The organism is Roseovarius autotrophicus (genome assembly GCF_018069895.1).
Lineage (GTDB): Bacteria > Pseudomonadota > Alphaproteobacteria > Rhodobacterales > Rhodobacteraceae > Roseovarius > Roseovarius autotrophicus.
This window is the reverse complement of sequence record NZ_JAGQDH010000002.1, coordinates 60653-80256: the sequence shown is the minus strand read 5'-3', so window position 1 is coordinate 80256 and position 19604 is coordinate 60653. Positions and strand designations below refer to the sequence as shown.

Below are 19604 nucleotides of genomic sequence, written 5' to 3'. Positions count from 1 at the left end.
TTCACACCTCTTTCAGCGGACGCGTGCCCACAATGCTGATCCCGTAGGCGTCAAGGCCCAGATAGCGCGTGTCGGGGCTGTCCGTGAGAAGGATCAATTCGTGAATGCCCAGAACCGCCATGATCTGCGCGCCAAGCCCGGTCTGCTTGATGATGCGCGGCCCGTCATCCTCCTCCATCTCGCCGGCCAGCTTGGGTCGGGGCTGACGGAACAGGAACACCGCGCCGCGCCCCTCGCGGGCGATGATCTCCATGGCGCGCGGCAGCTTGCCCGCCGGGCCATGGGCAAGCTCTGCGCCGATCCCCAGCACATCCTCCAGCGCGTTGAGCGCGTGCGCCCGCGTCAGCACCGGCGCGCCATCGGAAATGTCGCCCTTGATCAGCACCACATGCTCGGTCCCGGTGATCTGGTCGGCGAAAATCCGCATCTCCCAGTCGCCGCCATGGCAGGATGAGACCGGCGCGCGACCCGTCTCGATCACCAGGTTGTCATGCTTGTGGCGATAGGCGATGAGGTCCGAGATCGTGCCGATCTTGAGTCCGTGCTGCTTGGCAAAGCCGATCAGGTCCGGCAGCCGCGCCATGCTGCCATCCTCGGCCATGATCTCACAGATCACGCCGGCGGGATTGAGTCCCGCAAGCCGCGCGATGTCGACCGCCGCCTCGGTGTGGCCCGCCCGCACCAGCACGCCGCCGCGCCGCGCGCGCAACGGAAAGATATGGCCCGGCGTGGCAAGGCTTGCCATCGTGTTCTGCTCATTGATCGCCGTGGCGATGGTCAACGCGCGGTCATGGGCGGAAATGCCGGTGCTCACCCCCTCGCGCGCCTCGATCGAGACGGTGAACGCCGTCTCATGGCGCGAGGAATTGTTGACTGCCATCATCGGCAGGCCCAGCCGGTCGATCCGCTCAGGCGTCATCGGCAGGCAGATGAGGCCGCGCCCGTGCGTGGCCATGAAGTTCACCACCTCGGGCGTGGCGAACTCGGCAGCAATCACCAGATCGCCCTCGTTTTCACGGTCCTCGTGATCGACGAGGATGAACATGCGCCCCTCGCGCGCCTCGGCGATGATCTCATCGATGCGAGAGATCGCCTCGCGCAGATCGGCCTCCACCGGCCCCGGCGTCTCGAATGCGGCTCTTTCGGTCATCGTGCACCCCCTTCACAAGCCTCGCCCGGATAGCGCAGCCGCGCGGCAATGGCCAGAGCCGAGAGCCCCCGCATTTCCCGTTTGCGCCCTGCACCAGTCTCGCGCAGACTGCGCCCCAGGACCGAAGGAAGAGACCATGACCCTTGCCCGCCGCCCCTGGGTGCCCAACCCTTGCGAAGACTTCACCCAGACCATCGCCGCGCGCACCGCAACACAGGACGCGCAGACCATTGTCGATCGAATCGAGGCGCTGGCCGAGGAAAATCGCCGGATCCACGAGGCCGAGTGCTTCAACCTGAACCCCGCCACCAACGTGATGAACCCCCGCGCCGAGGCGATGCTTGCCTGCGGCATCGGCTCGCGCCCCTCGCTGGGCTATCCGGGTGACAAATACGAGATGGGGCTGGAGGCGATCGAGGAAATCGAGGTGATCGCCGCCACCCTCGCCGCCGAGGTATTCGACGCGGCTTATGCGGAGATTCGCGTGCCTTCCGGGGCCAGTGCCAATCTCTACGCCTTCATGGCCACCTGCCAACCCGGCGACACGATCATCGCGCCCCCTGCCGCCATCGGTGGCCATGTCACCCACCACGGCGCGGGCTGCGCCGGGCTCTATGGCCTCAGGACCGTTGCCGCCCCCGTCGTCGCCGACGGCTATACCGTCGATCTCGACACCCTGCGCGCCCTCGCCCATGCGGTCCGCCCCCGTCTCATCACGCTCGGGGCCTCGCTCAACCTGACCGAGCACCCGGTGGCCGAGACCCGCGCCATTGCCGACGAGGTGGGCGCACATCTTCTCTTCGACGCCGCCCATCAATGCGGGATCATCGCCGGAGGGGCGTGGAAGAACCCCTTGGCCGAAGGCGCGCATCTGATGACCATGAGCACCTACAAGAGCCTCGGAGGCCCGGCAGGCGGGCTGATCGTGACCAATGACGCCGATCTCGCGCAGCGCATCGACGCCATCGCTTTTCCCGGCCTCACCGCCAATTTCGACGCAGCGAAATCGGCCGCGCTCGCCATCACGCTTTGCGACTGGAAAACCCATGGTCGCCCCTATGCCGCGCAGATGATTGCCGTGGCGCAGGCCCTGGCCGAGGCGCTCGGGGCCGAAGGGCTGCCGGTGTTCAAGACCCAAGGCATCGCCACCCGTTCGCACCAGTTCGCGCTTGAGGCGGCGGGTTTCGGCGGCGGTCAGGCGGCCTCGAAACACCTGCGTCAGGCGGGCTTTCTCGCCTGCGGCATTGGCCTGCCGATTGCACCCGTCGCCAGCGACATGAACGGGCTCAGGATCGGCACGCCGGAACTCGTCCGCTGGGGCATGACGCCCGAGCACGCGCCGCGCATGGCCGCGCTGATCGCCCGCGCGCTGCGCGCCAATGACCCTGCGGCGCTTCTGCCCGAAGTATCGGCCTGGCGGCAGGGCTTCGACCGGCTGCACTACGTCACCTGACCGGGGTCAGTGCAGTTTCTTTCGGATCCGCTGCACCATCCACCAGACCAGCGCCACTACCGGCAGCGTCACCGCTGCCGTGACCATACCCTTGGCAACATTCAGAAAATCAGCCAGAGGATAGAGCAGATAGCCCGCCAGCGACACGGCGTAATAACTGATCGCCACCACCGACAGCCCCTCGACCGTGCGCTGAAGCCGCAACTGAACATCCGCCCGCCGGTCCATGCTCTCCAACAGCGCCTGGTTCTGCGCGCTGCGCTCCACATCCACTCGCGTGCGCAACAGATCACCTGCCCGCATCGCCCGGTCCGACATGGCCGCAAGCCGCTCCTTGGTGGCGTTGACCGTGCGCATCGCGGGATCGTAGCGGCGCATCATGAATTCGCCAAAGGTCTGCCGCCCCTCGAACCGATCCTCGCGCAGCGCGCCGATGCGCTGATGCACGATCTGCTCATAGGCCGCCGTCGCCCCGAACCGGAACGAGGATTGCGCCACCAGTGCCTCAAGTTCCGCCGAGACATGCAGAAGCCCCTTGAGCGTCTCCTCCGCGGGCTGCCCCCCCTCGGTCATGTCATTCACCAGACGGCTCAACCGCGTCTCGGTCTCGCCCATCTGGCGGCCCATCTCGCGGACGCGGGCAAAGCCCAGCATCGACATGGCCTTGTAGGTCTCGATTTCGCACAGCCGCTGCACGATCCGCCCGATCCGCCGCTCTCCCGTGCTCGGCGCCACATGCAGCGAAAATCGCTGATGACCTGCCTGGTCAATGCGGAAATCCCCCGCGACCACGCCCGCATCATCGAGCACCCGCGCCACCGCCACGCTCTCGGATACGAACCAGTTGTCGATATCGGTGCGCGTGGCCTCGCGGCTCTGCCAGGGCACCACCCGGATCATCGCCGAGGTGATCCGCACGCCCGGCGCTACATCGAGCCAATCCGCCGGAAAAACCTCGAAATCCGCTGGATCGAAGGGACGGCTGCTCAACCCTTGGGTAAAGACCGTGTAGGTCACCATCTCTGTATGGCTTTCCCACTTGAGCACATGCCGACCGATCTCGCCCGAGTAATGCGTCGCCCCCGGCTGCGGATGCTTGGCACCATATCTGTCGAGCAAAGCCACCAGATGCGTCATGTCCGCCGTCCGGTCACGCTTGGCGGCATCCTGCGACTGCTTGACCGCAAGAAACACCGCCGTGCAAGGCGCGCTCAGCGTCGGAAACGGGCGCGCGTGCAGCTCGTTGGCGAGCATGTAGCGCAGCGGGTGATCCTCGATGGGCGGCATGGCCTTTCTCCTTGTCTCGCGCGCACTCTAGCGCGCGCCCTCACCGGCGCAAAGAGGTTTTTCTTTCAAACACAAACCCTTAGCCGCACACCACCGCATACTGCCCACCGGCCCTTCATCTTGCCGAAAATTCTCGCAATTCCGGCCACGCGCCAGGGCATGCGCAACGAAGAAGGGCGCGGCCACGCGGCCACGCCCCCTTTTTCATCACAAGCCCGGATCACTCGATCTTGGGCAGAAGGCTTGATACGCTGTCCTTGGCGTCGCCATAGAACATCCGCGTGTTTTCCTTGTAGAACAGTGGGTTCTCGATACCGGAATAGCCCGTGCCCTGTCCGCGCTTGGATACGAACACCTGCTTGGCCTTCCACACCTCAAGCACCGGCATCCCGGCGATTGGCGAATTGGGATCATCCTGCGCCGCCGGGTTCACGATGTCGTTAGAGCCGATGACGATCACCACGTCGGTCGAGGGGAAATCCTCGTTGATCTCGTCCATTTCCAGAACGATATCGTAAGGCACCTTGGCCTCGGCCAACAGCACGTTCATGTGCCCCGGCAGACGGCCCGCGACCGGGTGGATGGCGAAACGCACAGTCTTGCCGCGCGCTCGCAACTTCGAGGTCAGTTCCGACACCGCCCCCTGCGCCTGCGCCACCGCCATGCCATAACCCGGCACGATGATGATGCTGTCGGCCTCGTTGAGCGCGGCGGCCACGCCGTCGGCGTCGATGGCGATCTGCTCGCCCTCGATCTCGGCCGCAGGACCTGATGTGCCGCCAAAGCCGCCAAGGATCACGCTGACAAACTGCCGGTTCATCGCCTTGCACATGATGTAGCTCAGGATCGCACCGGACGAGCCCACAAGCGCGCCCACCACGATCAAGAGATCATTACCAAGGCTGAACCCGATTGCCGCCGCCGCCCAGCCCGAGTAGCTGTTGAGCATCGAGACGACCACCGGCATGTCGGCCCCGCCGATACCCATGATCAGGTGATAGCCGATGAAGAACGCCAGCAGCGTCAGCAGCACCAGCGTCCAGCTTCCCGCGCCGCCCAGATACATGATCGTGAACAGAAGCGAGAGCGCCGCCGCCCCGGCATTGAGCATGTGCCCGCCCGGCAGCTTCTTGGCCGCCGTGTTGACCTTGCCTGCCAGCTTGCCATAGGCGATGACCGAGCCGGTGAAGGTGACCGCACCGATCCAGATACCCAGCACCAGTTCCACCCGCAGGATCGTCACCTCCACCGCCGTCTTCTTGGCGACAATGGCGGCAAAACCCGAGAAGGTCTTGGCAAAGGCCGCCGCTTCCGCCACGACCGTCTCGGGCTGAGGATAGGGCAGGTTTGCGCCTGCAAAGGCCGCCGCCACACGCCCGATCTCGATATCGGCGTTGAAGCCCACGAACACCGCCGCAAGGCCGACGAGGCTGTGCATGATTGCCACAAGCTCGGGCATCTGCGTCATCTGCACCCGCGTGGCCAGTTGATAGCCCACGGCCGCACCGAGGGCGATCAGTACCAGCGACAGAAGCCACAGCCCCTGCCCCGGCCCGATCAGCGTCGCCAGAACCGCGATGGTCATGCCGACAATGCCATACCAGATGGCGCGCTTGGCGCTTTCCTGACCGCTCAGCCCGCCAAGGCTGAGGATGAAGAGAACCGCCGCGACCGCATAGGCCGCAATCGTGAATCCGAAATCCATCTCGCCCTCCGCCTTATGATTTCTGGAACATGGCGAGCATGCGCCGCGTCACGAGGAAGCCGCCGAAGATGTTGATCGCGGCCATGAACACCGCGAGCGCGGCCATGATCGTGATCAACATCGAGCTTGATCCGATCTGCACCAGCGCGCCGAGGATGATGATCGAGGAGATCGCGTTGGTGATCGCCATCAGCGGCGTGTGCAAGCTGTGCGACACGTTCCAGATCACCGAGAAGCCCACAAAGACCGCAAGCAGGAACACGATGAAATGCTGCATGAAGCTGGCCGGGGCCACCGTCCCCACGGCCAGCACCAGCGCCGCGCCGATCACCAGCAGGGAGACCTGTCTTTTGGTCTGCGCCTTGAACGCCGCGATTTCCTGCGCGCGCTTTTCCTCGGGCGTCAGCTCCCTGGCCTTTTCCTTGGGCTTGGCGGCGGCGATGGCGGCCACCTTGGGCGGTGGCGGCGGCCAGGTGATCTCGCCCTCATGAGTCACTGTCGCGCCGCGGATGACATCATCCTCCATGTTGTGCACGGCGACACCATCCTTGCCGGGGGTGAGGTCGGTCAGCATGTGGCGGATGTTGGTCGCATAGAGCGTCGAGGCCTGCGTCGCCATCCGGCTCGGGAAATCTGTGTAGCCGATGATGGTGACGCCGTTTTCGGTGACGATCTTCTGATCGGCCACGGTCAGCTTGCAGTTGCCGCCCTTCTCTGCCGCCAGATCGACGATGACCGAGCCGCGCTTCATCGCCTTGACCATGTCCTCGGTCCAAAGCTCGGGCGCTTCGCGGTTGGGGATGAGCGCGGTTGTGATGACGATATCCATCTCCGGGGCCAGTTCGCGGAACTTGGCAAGCTGCGCCTCACGGAATTCCGGCGAGGATACAGAGGCATAGCCGCCTGTCGCGGCCCCGTCCTGCTGCTCTTCCTCGAAGTCGAGATAGACGAATTGCGCGCCCATCGATTCGACTTGTTCGGCCACTTCGGGGCGCACATCGAAGGCATAGGTGATCGCGCCGAGCGAAGTCGCCGTGCCGATGGCGGCAAGCCCCGCCACGCCCGCGCCCACCACAAGCACCTTGGCCGGCGGCACCTTGCCCGCCGCCGTGATCTGGCCCGTGAAGAAACGACCAAAATTGTTGCCCGCCTCGATCACCGCGCGATAGCCCGCGATATTGGCCATGGACGACAGCGCGTCCATCTTCTGCGCGCGGCTGATGCGCGGCACCATTTCCATGGCGATGACGGTCGCGCCCTTCCTGGCGGCCAACTCCAGCCCCTCGGCATTGCCGGCCGGATTGAAGAAGGTAATCAGCGTCTGCCCCTCCCGCAGCCGCTTGAGCTCGGTCTCGGTCGGAATGCGGACCTTGGCGACGATGTCGCACTCCTTCCAGAGCGCGGCGGCGGTCTTGATGACCTCGACTCCCGCCGCCTCATAGGCGGCGTCAGTGAACCCCGCGCGCTCGCCCGCGCCGCTTTCTATGGCGCAGCTATGGCCCAGCTTCTGAAGCTGAAGCGCCGACTCGGGCGTCATCGCGACCCGGTTTTCGCCCTCCAGCACTTCCTTAGGCGTTCCGATCTTCACCTTTCATGTCCCCCTCTGGCAGATCATGGCGTCCTTGGATCCCGGTTTGGCCCGGGTCCGGTGGTTTTTACAAGCGCGGTTATTTCACACTCTTTCCTGACTGGCGATATCAACTTTGACGCAGGGATCACACCCAGCGTCGCGTTTTTTCGCAGTAGCGTGCAAAATCGGCACGGAAGCTGCGGCGCATCCGGTCCTCTTCTGGCTCGATAAAGCGTTTCTCGATCACCCAGACAAAGACGGGAATCAGCGGCAGCGCCAGCACCGCCTCCCATCGCAGGATCAGCCCGGCAAGGATGAGCGCGTCGCCCAGATAGATGGGATTGCGCGTGCGCTTGAATACGCCGGAGGTGATAAGGCGAACGGGCGTCTTGTGCGGGACGATCGTTGTGCGGTGACGGCGAAACTCCAGCGCCGCCAGCGCGATGAGCAAGACACCCGCGCCGACAAGCACCCCGCCCGCGAAATCCACCCAGCCACCGCCAAGGCGCAGCCCCATCGGGAAATACGTCACCTGTCCCCAGGCGAGCATGAGAAATCCGGCCAGCCAGACAGGCGGCATATCGATCCATTTCAGCATGGTGGCGATGCTCCGGTGATGCGTGTCAGCGGCAGGATGCACGGGAGGCAGGGAATGTCAAAACGGGACCGCGCAAGAAGACCGGGACGGGGGCGCTTCTGGCCTGTTGCTGCCATTGGAAGCAGCCGCGCGGTGCCCGACCGCGGGTGGGCGCTGAAACGGCTGTGGAATGCGCTTTATGGTCGCCAAATACTGAAAGGTTTGCGCGGGTTTGCGACGTTGCAAAAGCGCCCGCCCATCACGCCAGAGGCGTGCCGCGTGTATGGGCGCACCTTTGGTGCGACGGGGCGGTCGGGCGCTGCGCGGCGCCGTGCAAGCACGCCTCGATTCCGCGCATTGGCGCTGAACCTCAAGGACCGCAACAGGACAAACACCCCTCTTCCCCCCGCCCCATGTCACCGATAGGCTGACGGCACAATAACCGGAGGCCACATGACACTCGACGGAAAACACGCCCTTGTCACCGGCGGCGGTTCGGGCATCGGGCTTGCCATCGCGCGGGCGCTTGCGGATGCGGGGGCAGAGGTCACGATCACCGGGCGGCGCGGAGCCGTGCTCGACGCGGCGGCCGGCGGCGGCCTGCACCCGCTGGTCATGGACGTGACCGACGAGGCACAGGTGGTGGCGGGCATCAAGGCGGCTGTGGCCGCGCGCGGCCCGGTGCAGATCTGCATCCCCAATGCCGGCATCGCCGAGGGCCGCGCCCTGCACAAGACCGACGCGGCGTTCTGGCGGCAGATCATGGCCACCAATCTCGACGGGGCCTTCTACACCGTGCGCGAATGCCTCACAGACATGCGCCAGACAGATTGGGGCCGGGTGATCGCCATTTCCTCTATTGCAGGCATCAAGGGTCTCAAGGGGGCGGCCGCCTATACCGCCTCGAAACACGGGATGATCGGCCTCATCCGGGCGCTGAGCGAGGATTATCTTGGCACGGGCCTTACCTTCAACGCCATCTGCCCCGGCTATGTCGATACCGAGATCGTCGCCCGCAACGTGACCGCGATTGCCGACCGCGCGGGCGTGAGCGAAACGCAGGCGCGCGCCATGATGGTCGAGGCCAACCGCCACAAGCGGCTCATCGCCCCCGAGGAGGTGGCGCAGGCGGTGCTTTGGCTCTGTGGGCCGGGGTCGGAGAGCGTCAACGGCCAGGCCATCGAAATCGCGGGCGGGCAGTTCTGAGGAGGCGACCATGACCAATTTCACCGCCACGCGCGCGGCATTTCACATGCCCGAGGGCGTGATCTATCTCGACGGCAATTCTCTCGGGCCTCTCCCTGTCGCCGCCGAAGCGGCGATGGCGCGGGCCATGCGCGACGAATGGGGCGAGATGCTCATCACCGGCTGGAACCGCGCCGGGTGGATGGCGCAGCCGCGTGATCTCGGCGACCGCATCGCGCGGCTGATCGGCGCGGAGGCGGGGCATGTGGTCCTTGGTGACACGCTCTCGATCAAGGTCTATCAGGCGCTGGCCGCGGCTCTGCACATGCGCCCAGACCGCCGCGTGATCCTTAGCGACAGCGGCAATTTCCCCTCCGATCTCTACATGGCCGAGGGGCTCGTTCGCGCCCTGGACAAGGGCCATGAATTGCGCGTCGTCACCCCCGAGGAGGTGGCCGGCGCGATCACCGAGGAGGTGGCTGTGACGCTACTCACCGAGGTCGATTACCGCACCGGGCGGCTGCATGACATGACGGCGCTCACCACCCGCGCCCATGCGGCGGGGGCGGTCGCCATCTGGGACCTGGCGCATAGCGCCGGGGCGCTGCCCGTCGATGTGGCGGGCGCGGGCGCGGATTTCGCCGTGGGCTGCACCTACAAGTATCTCAATGGCGGCCCCGGCGCACCCGCCTTTATCTATGTCGCCCCGCGCCACGCCGAGGCGGCCTTTCCCGCCCTGTCGGGCTGGCTCGGCCATGACGCGCCATTCGCGTTCGAGCCGGCCTACCGCGCAGGCGCAGGGATCGAGCGGATGCGCGTGGGCACGCCTCCGGTGCTGGCCATGGCCGCGCTCGGGGCCGCGCTCGATATCTGGGAGGGGGTGGACATGCCGACGCTGCGCGCCCGGTCCATCGAGCTGTCGGAGATGTTCATTGCCGAGGTCGAGCCCGCCTGTCCCATGCTGCGGCTCGCCAGCCCGCGCGACCCGGCAAAACGCGGCTCGCAGGTCTCGTTCCGCTTCGATGAGGGCTATGCCGTCATTCAGGCGCTCATCGCGCGCGGCGTGATCGGCGATTTCCGCGCCCCCGACATCCTGCGTTTCGGCTTCACGCCGCTCTACCTTGGCACGAACGAGGTGCGCGCCGCCGCGCGACACCTGACCGAGGTGATGGCGGGCCGCCTCTGGGACCGGCCCGAGTATCGCACCCGCGCCGCCGTGACCTGAGGGGCGCGGCGCGGCAAATTTCGTGACAGATGGCATGAACGAGCCTCCGAAACGTCACAATGCGATCCCGAACCAGCCATAAGCCCGTATTAGTTTCTGGTGCGGTATCTTGCCGAAGCGGCGGATAGTCAAAAGGGCGCAGGTTTCCATGGACAGAACAACCAGCAGAAAAAGGGCCGGGCCTACCCTTGGGACATTTCCCGCCCTGCCCACCCTTCCCGCTCTTGTTGACTTCTTGCGAGTTTCCTGAATGGCCACGACCTTCGATCTTTTCTTTCTCGGTATCGGACCCGAAATCGACACCATCGAAGGCAATGTGCGATCCGAGAACCACGTCGCCCTCGAGGGGATGATTTTCGGCGGCACGTCCGATCCGCTTGCCGCGCATGTCCAGACGCTGTCACCGGACGGCAATAGCTATGCTGGCGGCGCGAACACCACAGCCTATGATTCGAACAACGCCGCCAGCAACGAAACCTTCATCATCGACGGCATCACGCGCACGCATGACACGTCGATGCTCTACAGCGATACCGTCATCACCTATACCGACGACAGTTCTGCCAGAATCGACGCCATCATCATGCAGGCGACCGACGGGTCGCTCTATCTCATGCCGCCCGCGACCGGGCCGAGCGCGTATTCGGACGCGCTTGAGGCGAAACCGATCGCGTCGATCATCCTCGGCACAGCGAAACCCGCGAACGGCACCAATACCTATGCCCTGTTGGCCGATCGCTACGAACTGACGCTCAGGGATCACATCGTCGAGGGCACGTCGGGTGACGATCTCATCGACACGAATTACACCGGCGACCCTGACGGCGACCAGATCGACGGCACCGACAACGTTGACGACAACAACAACGACAGCGTGCAGGCCGGCGATGGCAACGACACGCTCGAGGGTGGCGAAGGCCATGACTGGCTCGAGGGTGGCGAAGGCCGAGATACGCTCCTTGGTGGCGCCGGCGATGACACCATCATCGTCTCGCAGGGCGATCTGGCAGAGGGCGGCAAGGGCGACGACACCTTCTTCATCGCCGATCTGGGAGAGGCCGACACCGGGTCCATCACCATCATCGGCGGCGAAGGCGGCGAGAGGCGGGGCGACACGCTTGTCCTAACGCCCGATATCAGCCGCGCGGACATCACCTTCACCAATACCGATGATATTTCTGGCGGCCTGTCGGGCACGTTCAGGCTGACCAATGGCACGGTGGTGAATTTCTCCGAGATCGAGAACATCATCTGTTTCACCCCCGGCGCGCGCATTCTGACCGCGCGCGGCGAGCGCCCGATCGAGACGCTGCGCCCCGGCGATCTGGTCATCACCCGCGATCACGGGCCGCAGCCGGTCCGCTGGATCGGGCGGCGTGTGGTGCCCGGCACCGGTGCCTTTGCGCCCGTGCGCATCGCGCCGCCAATGACCACCGAGGGCGGGGGCGGGCTGCTTGTCTCGCCCCAGCACCGGCTGCTTTTCACTGGTTACCAGACCGAACTGATGTTCGGCGAAAGCGAGATCCTGGTCGCGGCCAAGCATCTGGTGAACGGGCAGGATGTCTGCCTCGTGCCCTGCGCGACGGTGACCTATATCCACATCATGTTCGACCGCCACGAGGTGATCTATGCCGAGGGCATCGCCACCGAGAGTTTCTATGCCAGCAACACCGCGCTGGCAGCGGTGGACAATCCCGCGCGAGAAGAGCTTTTCGCGATCTTCCCCGAATTGCGCAGCGCGCCGGGGCGTCACCGGGAAACGGCACGGCCCTGCCTCAAGGCACGCGAAGCGGCCCTTCTGCATGACTTTCTGCGGGATCGCGCCGCCTGAAGGCGCGGAACGGGCGGCGGCTCAGGCCCGCCGCCGAACCGGTGCCCCACGCCCCGCCGCCCAATCGCGGACCGCCTCGCCGAAGGCCGCGAACAGAGGGCGACTGACCGGATCATTGGCGGCATTGTATTCCGGGTGCCACTGCACCGAGAGGGTAAAGCCCGGCGCACCCTCGACATAAAGCGCCTCGGGCGTGCCGTCATGCGCCCAGCCGTCAATCACCACGCTGCGCCCGGGCCGAACGATCCCCTGACCGTGCAGCGTGTTGGTCATCACCTCCTCAGCCCCCATCAGCCGGTGAAACACACCGCCCGGTGCAAAGCGCACCTTGTGGCGCAGGGCGAATTGTTCGTCCATCGTGCCGTCGGGCGGCATCCGGTGGTTGTCACGCCCCGGCAGATCGCGGATCTCGGGATGAAGCGTGCCGCCAAGCGCCACGTTCACCTCCTGAAATCCCCGGCAAATTCCCAGAAATGGCTGCCCCCGCTCGATACAGGCGCGCACCAGCGGCAGGGTGATCGCGTCGCGCGCCCGGTCGAAGGCGCCATGCGCCTCGGTCGGGGCCTCGCCATATTCCTCGGGGTGGACATTGGGCCGCCCGCCGGTCAGCAGGAACCCGTCGCACACCTCCAGCAATTCCGCCACGCCGACATAGCGCGGATCCGCCGGGATGATCAGCGGCATGCAGCCCGCCACATCCGCCACCGCAGAGGAATTGATCGTGCCGCCCGCATGGGTCGGGTAGCGGTTGTCGATCTGATACTGGTTGCCGATGATGCCGACGATCGCGCGGGCCATGACCTTTGATCTTTCTGTCCGATCCGAAAACTTCGATCAAAATACAAGTGGAATGTGAATAACAAAAGGTCATCAGGCGCACAGGTTTTCGTGCGATTGCGCGGATTTCATGCACGGTTTGGTCATTTACTGTCACGAGGATGAATTCCGTGGGCGGCGGGCCCTGCCTCACCGGCCATTCGCATCCCGACCGGCGGCGGCATTGTCGCTCAGACCCCGCGCGCGGCGGCACCGCTCGCTGCAATGGCGCACGGTATCCCAGACACGCGCCCACTTGCGCCGCCAGACCATCGGGCGGCCACAGGTGGCGCAGGTCTTGGCCGGCAGGTCGGGCTTGCGGGGCATCCGGGGCATGTCTGGTCTCTTTCCCGCAATCATAACCCGCATATCCGCGCCGGCCAGCCCCGTTGCAGCCTGCGCCGTCCGCGCATAGGCTCGGGCGCGAAATATCAGGAGACTGCCGATGAAGGACGCGACCCCGCAGCCCGTCTATCTCAAGGATTACACACCCCCCGCCTGGCTTGTGGACGAGGTGCATCTGACCTTCCGCCTCGCGCCCGAGGCCACGCGCGTCCTCAGCCGCATCCGCTTTCGCCCCAATCCGGCGGCGTCAGAGCGCGGCTTTTTCCTTCATGGCGAGGGGCTGCACCTCATGTCCGCGCGGATCGACGGGGCCGAAGTCGCGCCCGAGGTGACAGCCGAGGGGCTGCGCGCCGATGTGCCCGACGCGCCCTTTCTCTGGGAGGCCGAGGTGGAAATCGCGCCCGGGAAAAACACCGCACTCGAAGGGCTTTACATGTCAAACCTCATGTATTGCACGCAATGCGAGGCGGAAGGATTCCGCAAGATCACCTATTACCCGGATCGCCCCGACGTGATGGCCGCCTTTACCGTGCGGATCGAAAGCGACCTGCCGGTGATGCTCTCGAACGGTAATCCCGTGGCCTCCGGGACGGGCTGGGCCGAATGGCATGATCCATGGCCGAAGCCATCCTATCTCTTCGCGCTGGTCGCAGGCGATCTGGTGGCGCATTCCGATCGTTTTACCACCCGGTCGGGCCGCGACGTTGCGCTCAACATCTGGGTGCGGCCCGGTGACGAGGACAAATGCGCCTTCGGCATGGAGGCGCTGAAAAAGTCCATGCGCTGGGACGAGGCGGTTTACGGGCGCGAATACGATCTCGATATATTCAACATCGTCGCCGTGGATGACTTCAACATGGGCGCAATGGAGAACAAGGGGTTGAACATATTCAACTCAAGTTGCGTCTTATCTACTGAAAGAACCTCTACAGATGCAAATTTCGAACGTATTGAGGCAATTATTGCCCATGAATACTTCCACAACTGGACCGGCAATAGAATCACCTGCCGCGACTGGTTCCAACTCTGCCTCAAGGAGGGGTTGACCGTCTTTCGCGATGCCCAGTTCACCGCCGACATGCGCTCGGCCCCGGTCAAGCGCATCCATGACGTGCTCACGCTGCGCGCGCGCCAGTTCCGCGAGGATGCCGGGCCCCTTGCGCATCCGGTGCGGCCAGAAAGTTTCATCGAAATCAACAATTTCTACACCGCAACAGTCTATGAGAAAGGGGCCGAGCTGATCGGGATGCTCAAACGGCTGGTGGGGGACGCCGCCTATGCAAGCGCACTCGATCTCTACTTCACGCGCCATGACGGGCAGGCTTGCACCATCGAGGACTGGCTCCGGGTCTTCGAGGATGTGACCGGGCGCGATCTCTCGCAGTTCAAGATCTGGTATGAAGAGGCCGGAACGCCCCGGCTTCGGGTCATGGATGAGTTCAACAATGGTCGCTATACCCTTCACTTCGAACAGGAAACTCCCGCCACACCCGGCCAGCCGGGCAAGCGTCCCCGCGTCATTCCAATCAGTGTTGGCCTGCTTGGTCAAAATGGTGACGAGGTGCGCGAAACCGCCATTCTCGAAATGACCGAGCCGCGCCAGAGCTTCACCTTCGAGGGTCTGGCGTCACGCCCCATTCCCTCGATCCTGCGGGATTTTTCCGCCCCCGTGATCCTTGATCGCGCCACCGATAACGCCGAGCACGCCTTTCTCCTTGCCCATGACACCGACCCGTTCAACCGGTGGGAGGCCGGGCGCGCACTGGCGCGCGCCACGCTTCTGGCGATGATCCGCGAAGGGGCCGCGCCCGATCCGGCCTATCTCGACGCCGTGCATGCGATGGCGCGAGACGAGACACTCGACCCCGCTTTTCGCGCCCTCGCCCTCGGTCTGCCAAGCGAGGACGACCTCGCCCGGACCCTCCACGCCGCCGGAGACACACCCGACCCGCAAGCCATCTGGCAGGCGCGAGAAGCCCTCGACGACGCCCGCGCCAGGGTAATGGAGACCACACTTGCCCGTCTCTACGCCCGCCACCAGATCACCGACCCCTACCGCCCCGACCCCGATCAGGTGGGCGCGCGGGCGCTGTCCAATGCCGCGCTATCCCTGATCACCCGGCGCGACGGCGGCGCGCAGGCGCAGGCGCAATATGACACCGCCGACAACATGACCCAGCAACTCGCGGCGCTCGGATGCCTCTTGCGCGCGGGCAAGGGGGCAGCGGCGTCAGGCGCCTTCTGTCGGCAATGGTCTCACGACCGGCTGGTGATGGACAAATGGTTCGGCCTGCAGATCCTCGAGGCCGCCCCGGATGAGGCCGCCGCCACCGCCGAAGCCCTCACCCGGCACCCCGATTTCACCCTCCGCAATCCCAACCGCTTTCGCGCCGTGCTCGGATCACTCGCGGCCAATCCAGCCGGGTTCCACCATATCTCGGGGCGCGGCTACCGGCTCATGGCGGATATGCTCATCGCGCTCGATCCACTCAACCCGCAGACCTCGGCGCGGATGTGCTCGGCCTTCGAGACATGGCGGCGTCATGATACCACACGGCAGGCACTTGTCGCGGCAGAGCTTGACCGCATCCTCGCCACGCCCGGCCTCAGCCGCGACACCACCGAAATGCTGAGCCGTATCCGGCGTGCCTGATCACGACGGGCGCCCATGCCGGGAATGGGCGCGCCCGGTTTCTTGCCCGGGCCGCCAATTCCCTGGCTTCTCCGCACCCCTGCCAATATTTGGCCGAATTGTCCAAGCAGGTTGACGCAAACCAGCCAGCCGGAGATGCCATGAGATTCGAACCGCTCTCGCCGCAGGAGCCCATCGCCCGGCCGGCCACCCGAAAACGGCGCAAACCAGCGCCTCTGGCAGGGATCTTGCGGCGCCTCGGGCTTGTGCCCTCTCCCGATCTTGACAGCCTGAGCAAGCGAATCCTGTTGCCCTCGCTGCCGGTCAGCGACGAGGAACATGCGCGCGAGCAGCATTTCTGGGTTGGTCAACGGCTTGCACGCCAGGACGACTGGGAGATTCTGGCCAACGATATCCGAAGGGCCGATCGCCTGCGCCTGCGCACGCCCGCGGGCCAGACGCTCTCGAACCTGATGGCGCAGGGTGCGCGCGCCGATCTCGTGGCCGCGGCAAGGGACGCGATCGCAGACGGGCGCACACCCGATCACGGGGGGCTCGAGGCTCTTGAGGAGGCACGGAACGAGTATCCGGGCTCTTACCCGATCACGCTGGTCGTGGCACTTGCCCATGTGGACATGGGGCGCCTCTGGCGGGACCACGGACGTGACGCCGGTGAACTGCGCTTTCTCGAACATTTCGCGCAGGCCGAGGCCCTGCTCGATGCCTTTGACGCAACGGCGCTCGATGCGCCCTCGATCGCCTCGGCGCAATGCGCGCTTCTGGCGGCGCGCCCCACCCCCCGGCGGCATGTGGCCGACGATTACACCCGGCTCATCGACCTCGATCCCGGCACATCTGCCCATATGCGCGCCCTTGGCGAGGCGCTTTTGCCCTCGCGTTTCGGCAGCCTTGACGAAATCGAGTTGGAAGCACGGCGCTGCGCGGCCCGCACCGACCGTGTCTGGGGCGCGGGTGGCTATGCCTGGGTGTGGCTCGATGCGCTTGCGCTCGACCCCGATGGGCTTGGCGTTGTCGATGCGCCGTTCTTCGTCGAGGGCCTGCGCGCGATCGCAACCCGTCTGCCCGATCAACATGTCATCAACCAGCTTACCGCCTTCTGCGCGCTTGTAATGGCGCCGCATCGACAAGGCAGGCGTCTTGGCCTGGCAAAGGAACGGGCACGTGCAACGATCCATGCCTGTCTGGACTGGCTGGTCGCGGATCACTTGCGCGAACTTCACCCGCTGCTGTGGTCGCAGGCCCTGATCGGGGCGGGCCGCGACACCACCCTGCCTCCACGCCGGACAGTGTTGCAGCATGGGCGCACGACCGCCTTGCGCGCGATCGCCGAACGCTTCGCGGACGATCTGGCCGACGGGCATGCGCTCGCCTTCTCGAGCGCCGGCATGTATCGTCTCCCATCACTCTGAGATCGTCAGGCCCGGATCATCGGTCGCGCGATCGGGACACGTCCTCGTGAAAGGACATGACAAGGGTGTGAGGCACGCCTTTCCCATGTTGTCTCTCCCGCGCGCTATGCCACCTTGTCGGGAGGGAACGCAGGAGAGGCCAGCATGAGACAGAAGCTGACGGCGATTCTGGTGGTGCTGGCCGCGGGAACCGGGCTGCCTGCCTCGGCTGCCGATCCCCAGCGCGGGGAGCGGCTTTTCAATGACTGTCGCGCGTGCCACGCGGTGATCGACGAGACCGGCAAGGTTCGCGAGCGCGGTGGTCGCACGGGTCCCAACCTCTTCGGGGTGATCGGACGGCACGCGGGCAGCGTGCCGGGGTTTCACTATTCAACGTCGATGGTGGCCGCCGGACAGAATGGCCTGCGCTGGAACGAAGCGGATTTCGTTGTCTACGTCCGTGACGCGACCGCATTCCTGCGCGACTATCTTTCGGATCCGTCCGCGCGCGGCAAGATGGCCTACAAACTGCCGGATGAAACCAAGGCGCGCGACATATGGGCCTATCTGGAACGGGTTTCCACCCCCTGATCGGTGCCAGGCACTGGCGGGGGTTTGCCGGGATCGTGGACGACATGGCGGCCGCGCCCCGCCTCCTTGGCGATGTAGAGGGCCTGATCGGCGGCCTCAAGCAGGGCGGGGCCGTTTGCATATGTGTGAAAGCGTCTGAGTGTTCCCCCGATGCTGACAGAGATGCGGTAGCACCGCGCGCCATCGGTGACCGGTTCCTCGAGTGACGCGGCAAGCCGATTCGCAACCGCGTCAAGTGACCCGACATCGTCAACGCCGGGCAGGAGAATCGCGAACTCATCCCCCCCGATCCGTGCGATCACATCCCGCAACCGCAGCGCCGCCTGCATCCGGCGCGCCGCCACCCGAAGCACGAGATCGCCCGCCGCGTGGCCATAGGTGTCATTGACCTGCTTGAAGTAGTCGAGATCGAGATGCAGCAGCGCGAACGGATCCAGCCCCCGGCAGCTGCGCTTGAGTGCATCGTCAAAGGCGCGGCGATTGCGCAATCCGGTGAGTGGATCGGTCAGGGCCTGCTCCTGCGCCGCGAACCGCGCCCCTTCCAGACGGAGGTTGAGGCGGCGCGATTCCTCCATCGCGACGCTTTTGGCCTCAAGCAGATAGAGCATTTCCGTGGTCTGATCGGTCGCCGCGAAATCCGCACCCGTGAGAGAGAAATCGCGCACCGCCTCAACCACTGTGATCCCGAATGACAGGTTAACGATCACCCCCCCTGCCGGTCCGAGCGCACCATCGTCGGGCAACCCGCATACCACGCCCTTGAGCGTATGGCGCCCGGCCGCACGCAGCCGCAGACGGATCCGCCGCCCTTCGAGCGCGACCAGTCCCGCCATCCCGTCAACGCCATGAGGGCACAACACCTCGAACAGGTCCAGAAACCGCGCCCCGATGGCGTCACGCGGCGCAATGATCCGGGCGAGGGTGGGGCCGACCGCGATCAGATGGCCGGTCGGCCCCATGATCGCGGACATCGGGCAAAGCCGCGCGAGGATCGCACCAAGAACCATGACCGTGCTCATCGTGCCACCGGCCCTGCGCCCATATGAAAGGCGCGCCCGTCGGCAAACGCGGCGTCGAGCAGCCGCACCTCGATCAGTTCGCATCGCGCATCCACTCCGCGATGATCCAGCATCACGAGCGCGCCGTAATCGTCAGCCATCGCCCGGATCAGGCCAACCAGGACCGGCCCAAAGCACAGCCCATTCTGCACGCCCCGCGCGACCTCGATCCGGTAAAGACCCTCTCTTTCCAGGAAAAGACGGATCTCCGGCAGGGCCAGGTCGGATATGACAAGACGCGCGCGGTCGGAAAGATCATCAAGGGAATAAAGAAAATCCGTGAAATCCACACCGCTGAACCGCAGCAGCCGACGCACCGCCTCGGTGCGGGGATGCGAGACCAGATAGGTGCCCAGATCCTCGAGCAACTCGTCGGACGCGCGCCCGATCTGTGCGGCCAGCGCACCAATCAGCCGCTCGGTTATCTCGGGTTCGCAGGGCATCAATGGCTCGAATGCCGCCTCGCGCAACGCGAGCGCCTCGACAACCCCGATCCAGAGCGCCTCACCATAATTGTCGCGCACGAACCATTCGATCGCCCGGTTAATCAGCCCGTTCATGTGCCTCTCCACGCCAACGCGCCCAAGCTGGCACGCTTTCTTTAAGAAAAGCTGAACACGCGCCCGAAACTTGCCACGCCTCGCCCCGGATGATAGACCGCGTGTATCCGTTGGGGTGCCCGGAAGGGCTGAGAGGCGCGTGCCAACCCATCGAACCTGATCCGGCTCGCACCGGCGGAGGGAACGGAGCATTCTCATCCCCGTCCCGTG

16 protein-coding genes and 1 riboswitch are annotated in these 19604 nt (G+C 65.1%); of the genes, 7 read left to right on the top strand and 9 right to left on the bottom strand.

All coding sequences use genetic code 11. The features are described 5' to 3' along the window. Position 1: 1 nt before the first annotated feature. Positions 2-1150: a 3,4-dihydroxy-2-butanone-4-phosphate synthase gene (ribB, locus tag KAK09_RS03430; protein WP_210877457.1), complete on the bottom strand. Its 1149-nt coding sequence runs from the start codon at positions 1148-1150 to the stop codon at positions 2-4. A 136-nt stretch (positions 1151-1286) separates the two neighbouring features. Here ribB and KAK09_RS03425 point away from each other — a divergent pair, with 136 nt between their 5' ends. Next, positions 1287-2603: a serine hydroxymethyltransferase gene (locus KAK09_RS03425; protein WP_210877456.1), complete on the top strand. Its 1317-nt coding sequence runs from the start codon at positions 1287-1289 to the stop codon at positions 2601-2603. A 6-nt stretch (positions 2604-2609) separates the two neighbouring features. On the opposite strand, the gene KAK09_RS03420 is transcribed toward KAK09_RS03425, so the two are convergent. From KAK09_RS03420 to KAK09_RS03405, 4 genes are all read right to left on the bottom strand, one after another. Beyond that, positions 2610-3890, bottom strand: coding sequence for a DUF3422 family protein (locus KAK09_RS03420; protein ID WP_210877455.1), 1281 nt, complete (start codon positions 3888-3890; stop codon positions 2610-2612). 220 nt (positions 3891-4110) lie between these two features. Beyond that, positions 4111-5595, bottom strand: a complete 1485-nt coding sequence (locus KAK09_RS03415; protein ID WP_210877454.1) for an NAD(P)(+) transhydrogenase (Re/Si-specific) subunit beta — start codon at positions 5593-5595, stop codon at positions 4111-4113. 13 nt (positions 5596-5608) lie between these two features. Continuing rightward, entirely contained in the window at positions 5609-7183 is a 1575-nt protein-coding gene (locus KAK09_RS03410; protein ID WP_210877453.1) for a Re/Si-specific NAD(P)(+) transhydrogenase subunit alpha, read from the bottom strand. Positions 7184-7310: 127 nt separating this feature from the next. Beyond that, positions 7311-7763 (bottom strand): methyltransferase family protein, encoded by a 453-nt coding sequence (locus KAK09_RS03405; protein ID WP_247651045.1) that lies wholly within the window; start codon positions 7761-7763, stop codon positions 7311-7313. Between the two features lie 432 nt (positions 7764-8195). On the opposite strand from KAK09_RS03405, the gene KAK09_RS03400 reads away from it, so the two are divergent. The 3 genes from KAK09_RS03400 (at position 8196) to KAK09_RS03390 (ending at position 11983) form a co-directional block, all read left to right on the top strand. Beyond that, positions 8196-8948: an SDR family NAD(P)-dependent oxidoreductase gene (locus tag KAK09_RS03400; protein WP_210877452.1), complete on the top strand. Its 753-nt coding sequence runs from the start codon at positions 8196-8198 to the stop codon at positions 8946-8948. Between the two features lie 10 nt (positions 8949-8958). Then, positions 8959-10152 carry a kynureninase gene (kynU, locus tag KAK09_RS03395; protein ID WP_210877451.1) on the top strand — a complete coding sequence of 398 codons (1194 nt, stop codon included), beginning with the start codon at positions 8959-8961 and terminating at the stop codon, positions 10150-10152. A 250-nt stretch (positions 10153-10402) separates the two neighbouring features. Continuing rightward, complete coding sequence (locus KAK09_RS03390; protein ID WP_210877450.1) at positions 10403-11983, top strand: Hint domain-containing protein; 1581 nt, start codon at positions 10403-10405, stop codon at positions 11981-11983. A 21-nt stretch (positions 11984-12004) separates the two neighbouring features. Here KAK09_RS03390 and KAK09_RS03385 read toward each other — a convergent pair whose 3' ends face one another. Further along, the gene (locus KAK09_RS03385; protein ID WP_210877449.1) at positions 12005-12781 is read right to left on the bottom strand and encodes a gamma-glutamyl-gamma-aminobutyrate hydrolase family protein; all 777 of its coding nucleotides are present in this window, start codon (positions 12779-12781) and stop codon (positions 12005-12007) included. A 168-nt stretch (positions 12782-12949) separates the two neighbouring features. After that, entirely contained in the window at positions 12950-13135 is a 186-nt protein-coding gene (locus KAK09_RS03380) for a DUF2256 domain-containing protein (protein ID WP_210877448.1), read from the bottom strand. 109 nt (positions 13136-13244) lie between these two features. On the opposite strand from KAK09_RS03380, the gene pepN reads away from it, so the two are divergent. The 3 genes from pepN to KAK09_RS03365 all read left to right on the top strand — a co-directional run bounded on the left by pepN (position 13245) and on the right by KAK09_RS03365 (position 17776). After that, complete coding sequence (gene pepN, locus KAK09_RS03375) at positions 13245-15797, top strand: aminopeptidase N (protein ID WP_210877447.1); 2553 nt, start codon at positions 13245-13247, stop codon at positions 15795-15797. A 140-nt stretch (positions 15798-15937) separates the two neighbouring features. Beyond that, positions 15938-17206 (top strand): hypothetical protein, encoded by a 1269-nt coding sequence (locus KAK09_RS03370; protein WP_210877446.1) that lies wholly within the window; start codon positions 15938-15940, stop codon positions 17204-17206. Positions 17207-17350: 144 nt separating this feature from the next. Then, the gene (locus tag KAK09_RS03365; RefSeq protein ID WP_210877445.1) at positions 17351-17776 is read left to right on the top strand and encodes a c-type cytochrome; all 426 of its coding nucleotides are present in this window, start codon (positions 17351-17353) and stop codon (positions 17774-17776) included. Here KAK09_RS03365 and KAK09_RS03360 read toward each other — a convergent pair. Both KAK09_RS03360 and KAK09_RS03355 read right to left on the bottom strand, forming a co-directional pair. Then, complete coding sequence (locus KAK09_RS03360) at positions 17749-18795, bottom strand: GGDEF domain-containing protein (protein ID WP_210877444.1); 1047 nt, start codon at positions 18793-18795, stop codon at positions 17749-17751. The genes KAK09_RS03365 and KAK09_RS03360 overlap by 28 nt on opposite strands. Next, on the bottom strand, positions 18792-19394 hold the full coding sequence (locus tag KAK09_RS03355) for a heme NO-binding domain-containing protein (protein ID WP_210877443.1): 603 nt from the start codon (positions 19392-19394) through the stop codon (positions 18792-18794). The genes KAK09_RS03360 and KAK09_RS03355 overlap by 4 nt, the downstream gene beginning before the upstream one ends. 101 nt (positions 19395-19495) lie before the next feature. Then, positions 19496-19594, top strand: a riboswitch (TPP riboswitch). Positions 19595-19604: the final 10 nt, after the last annotated feature.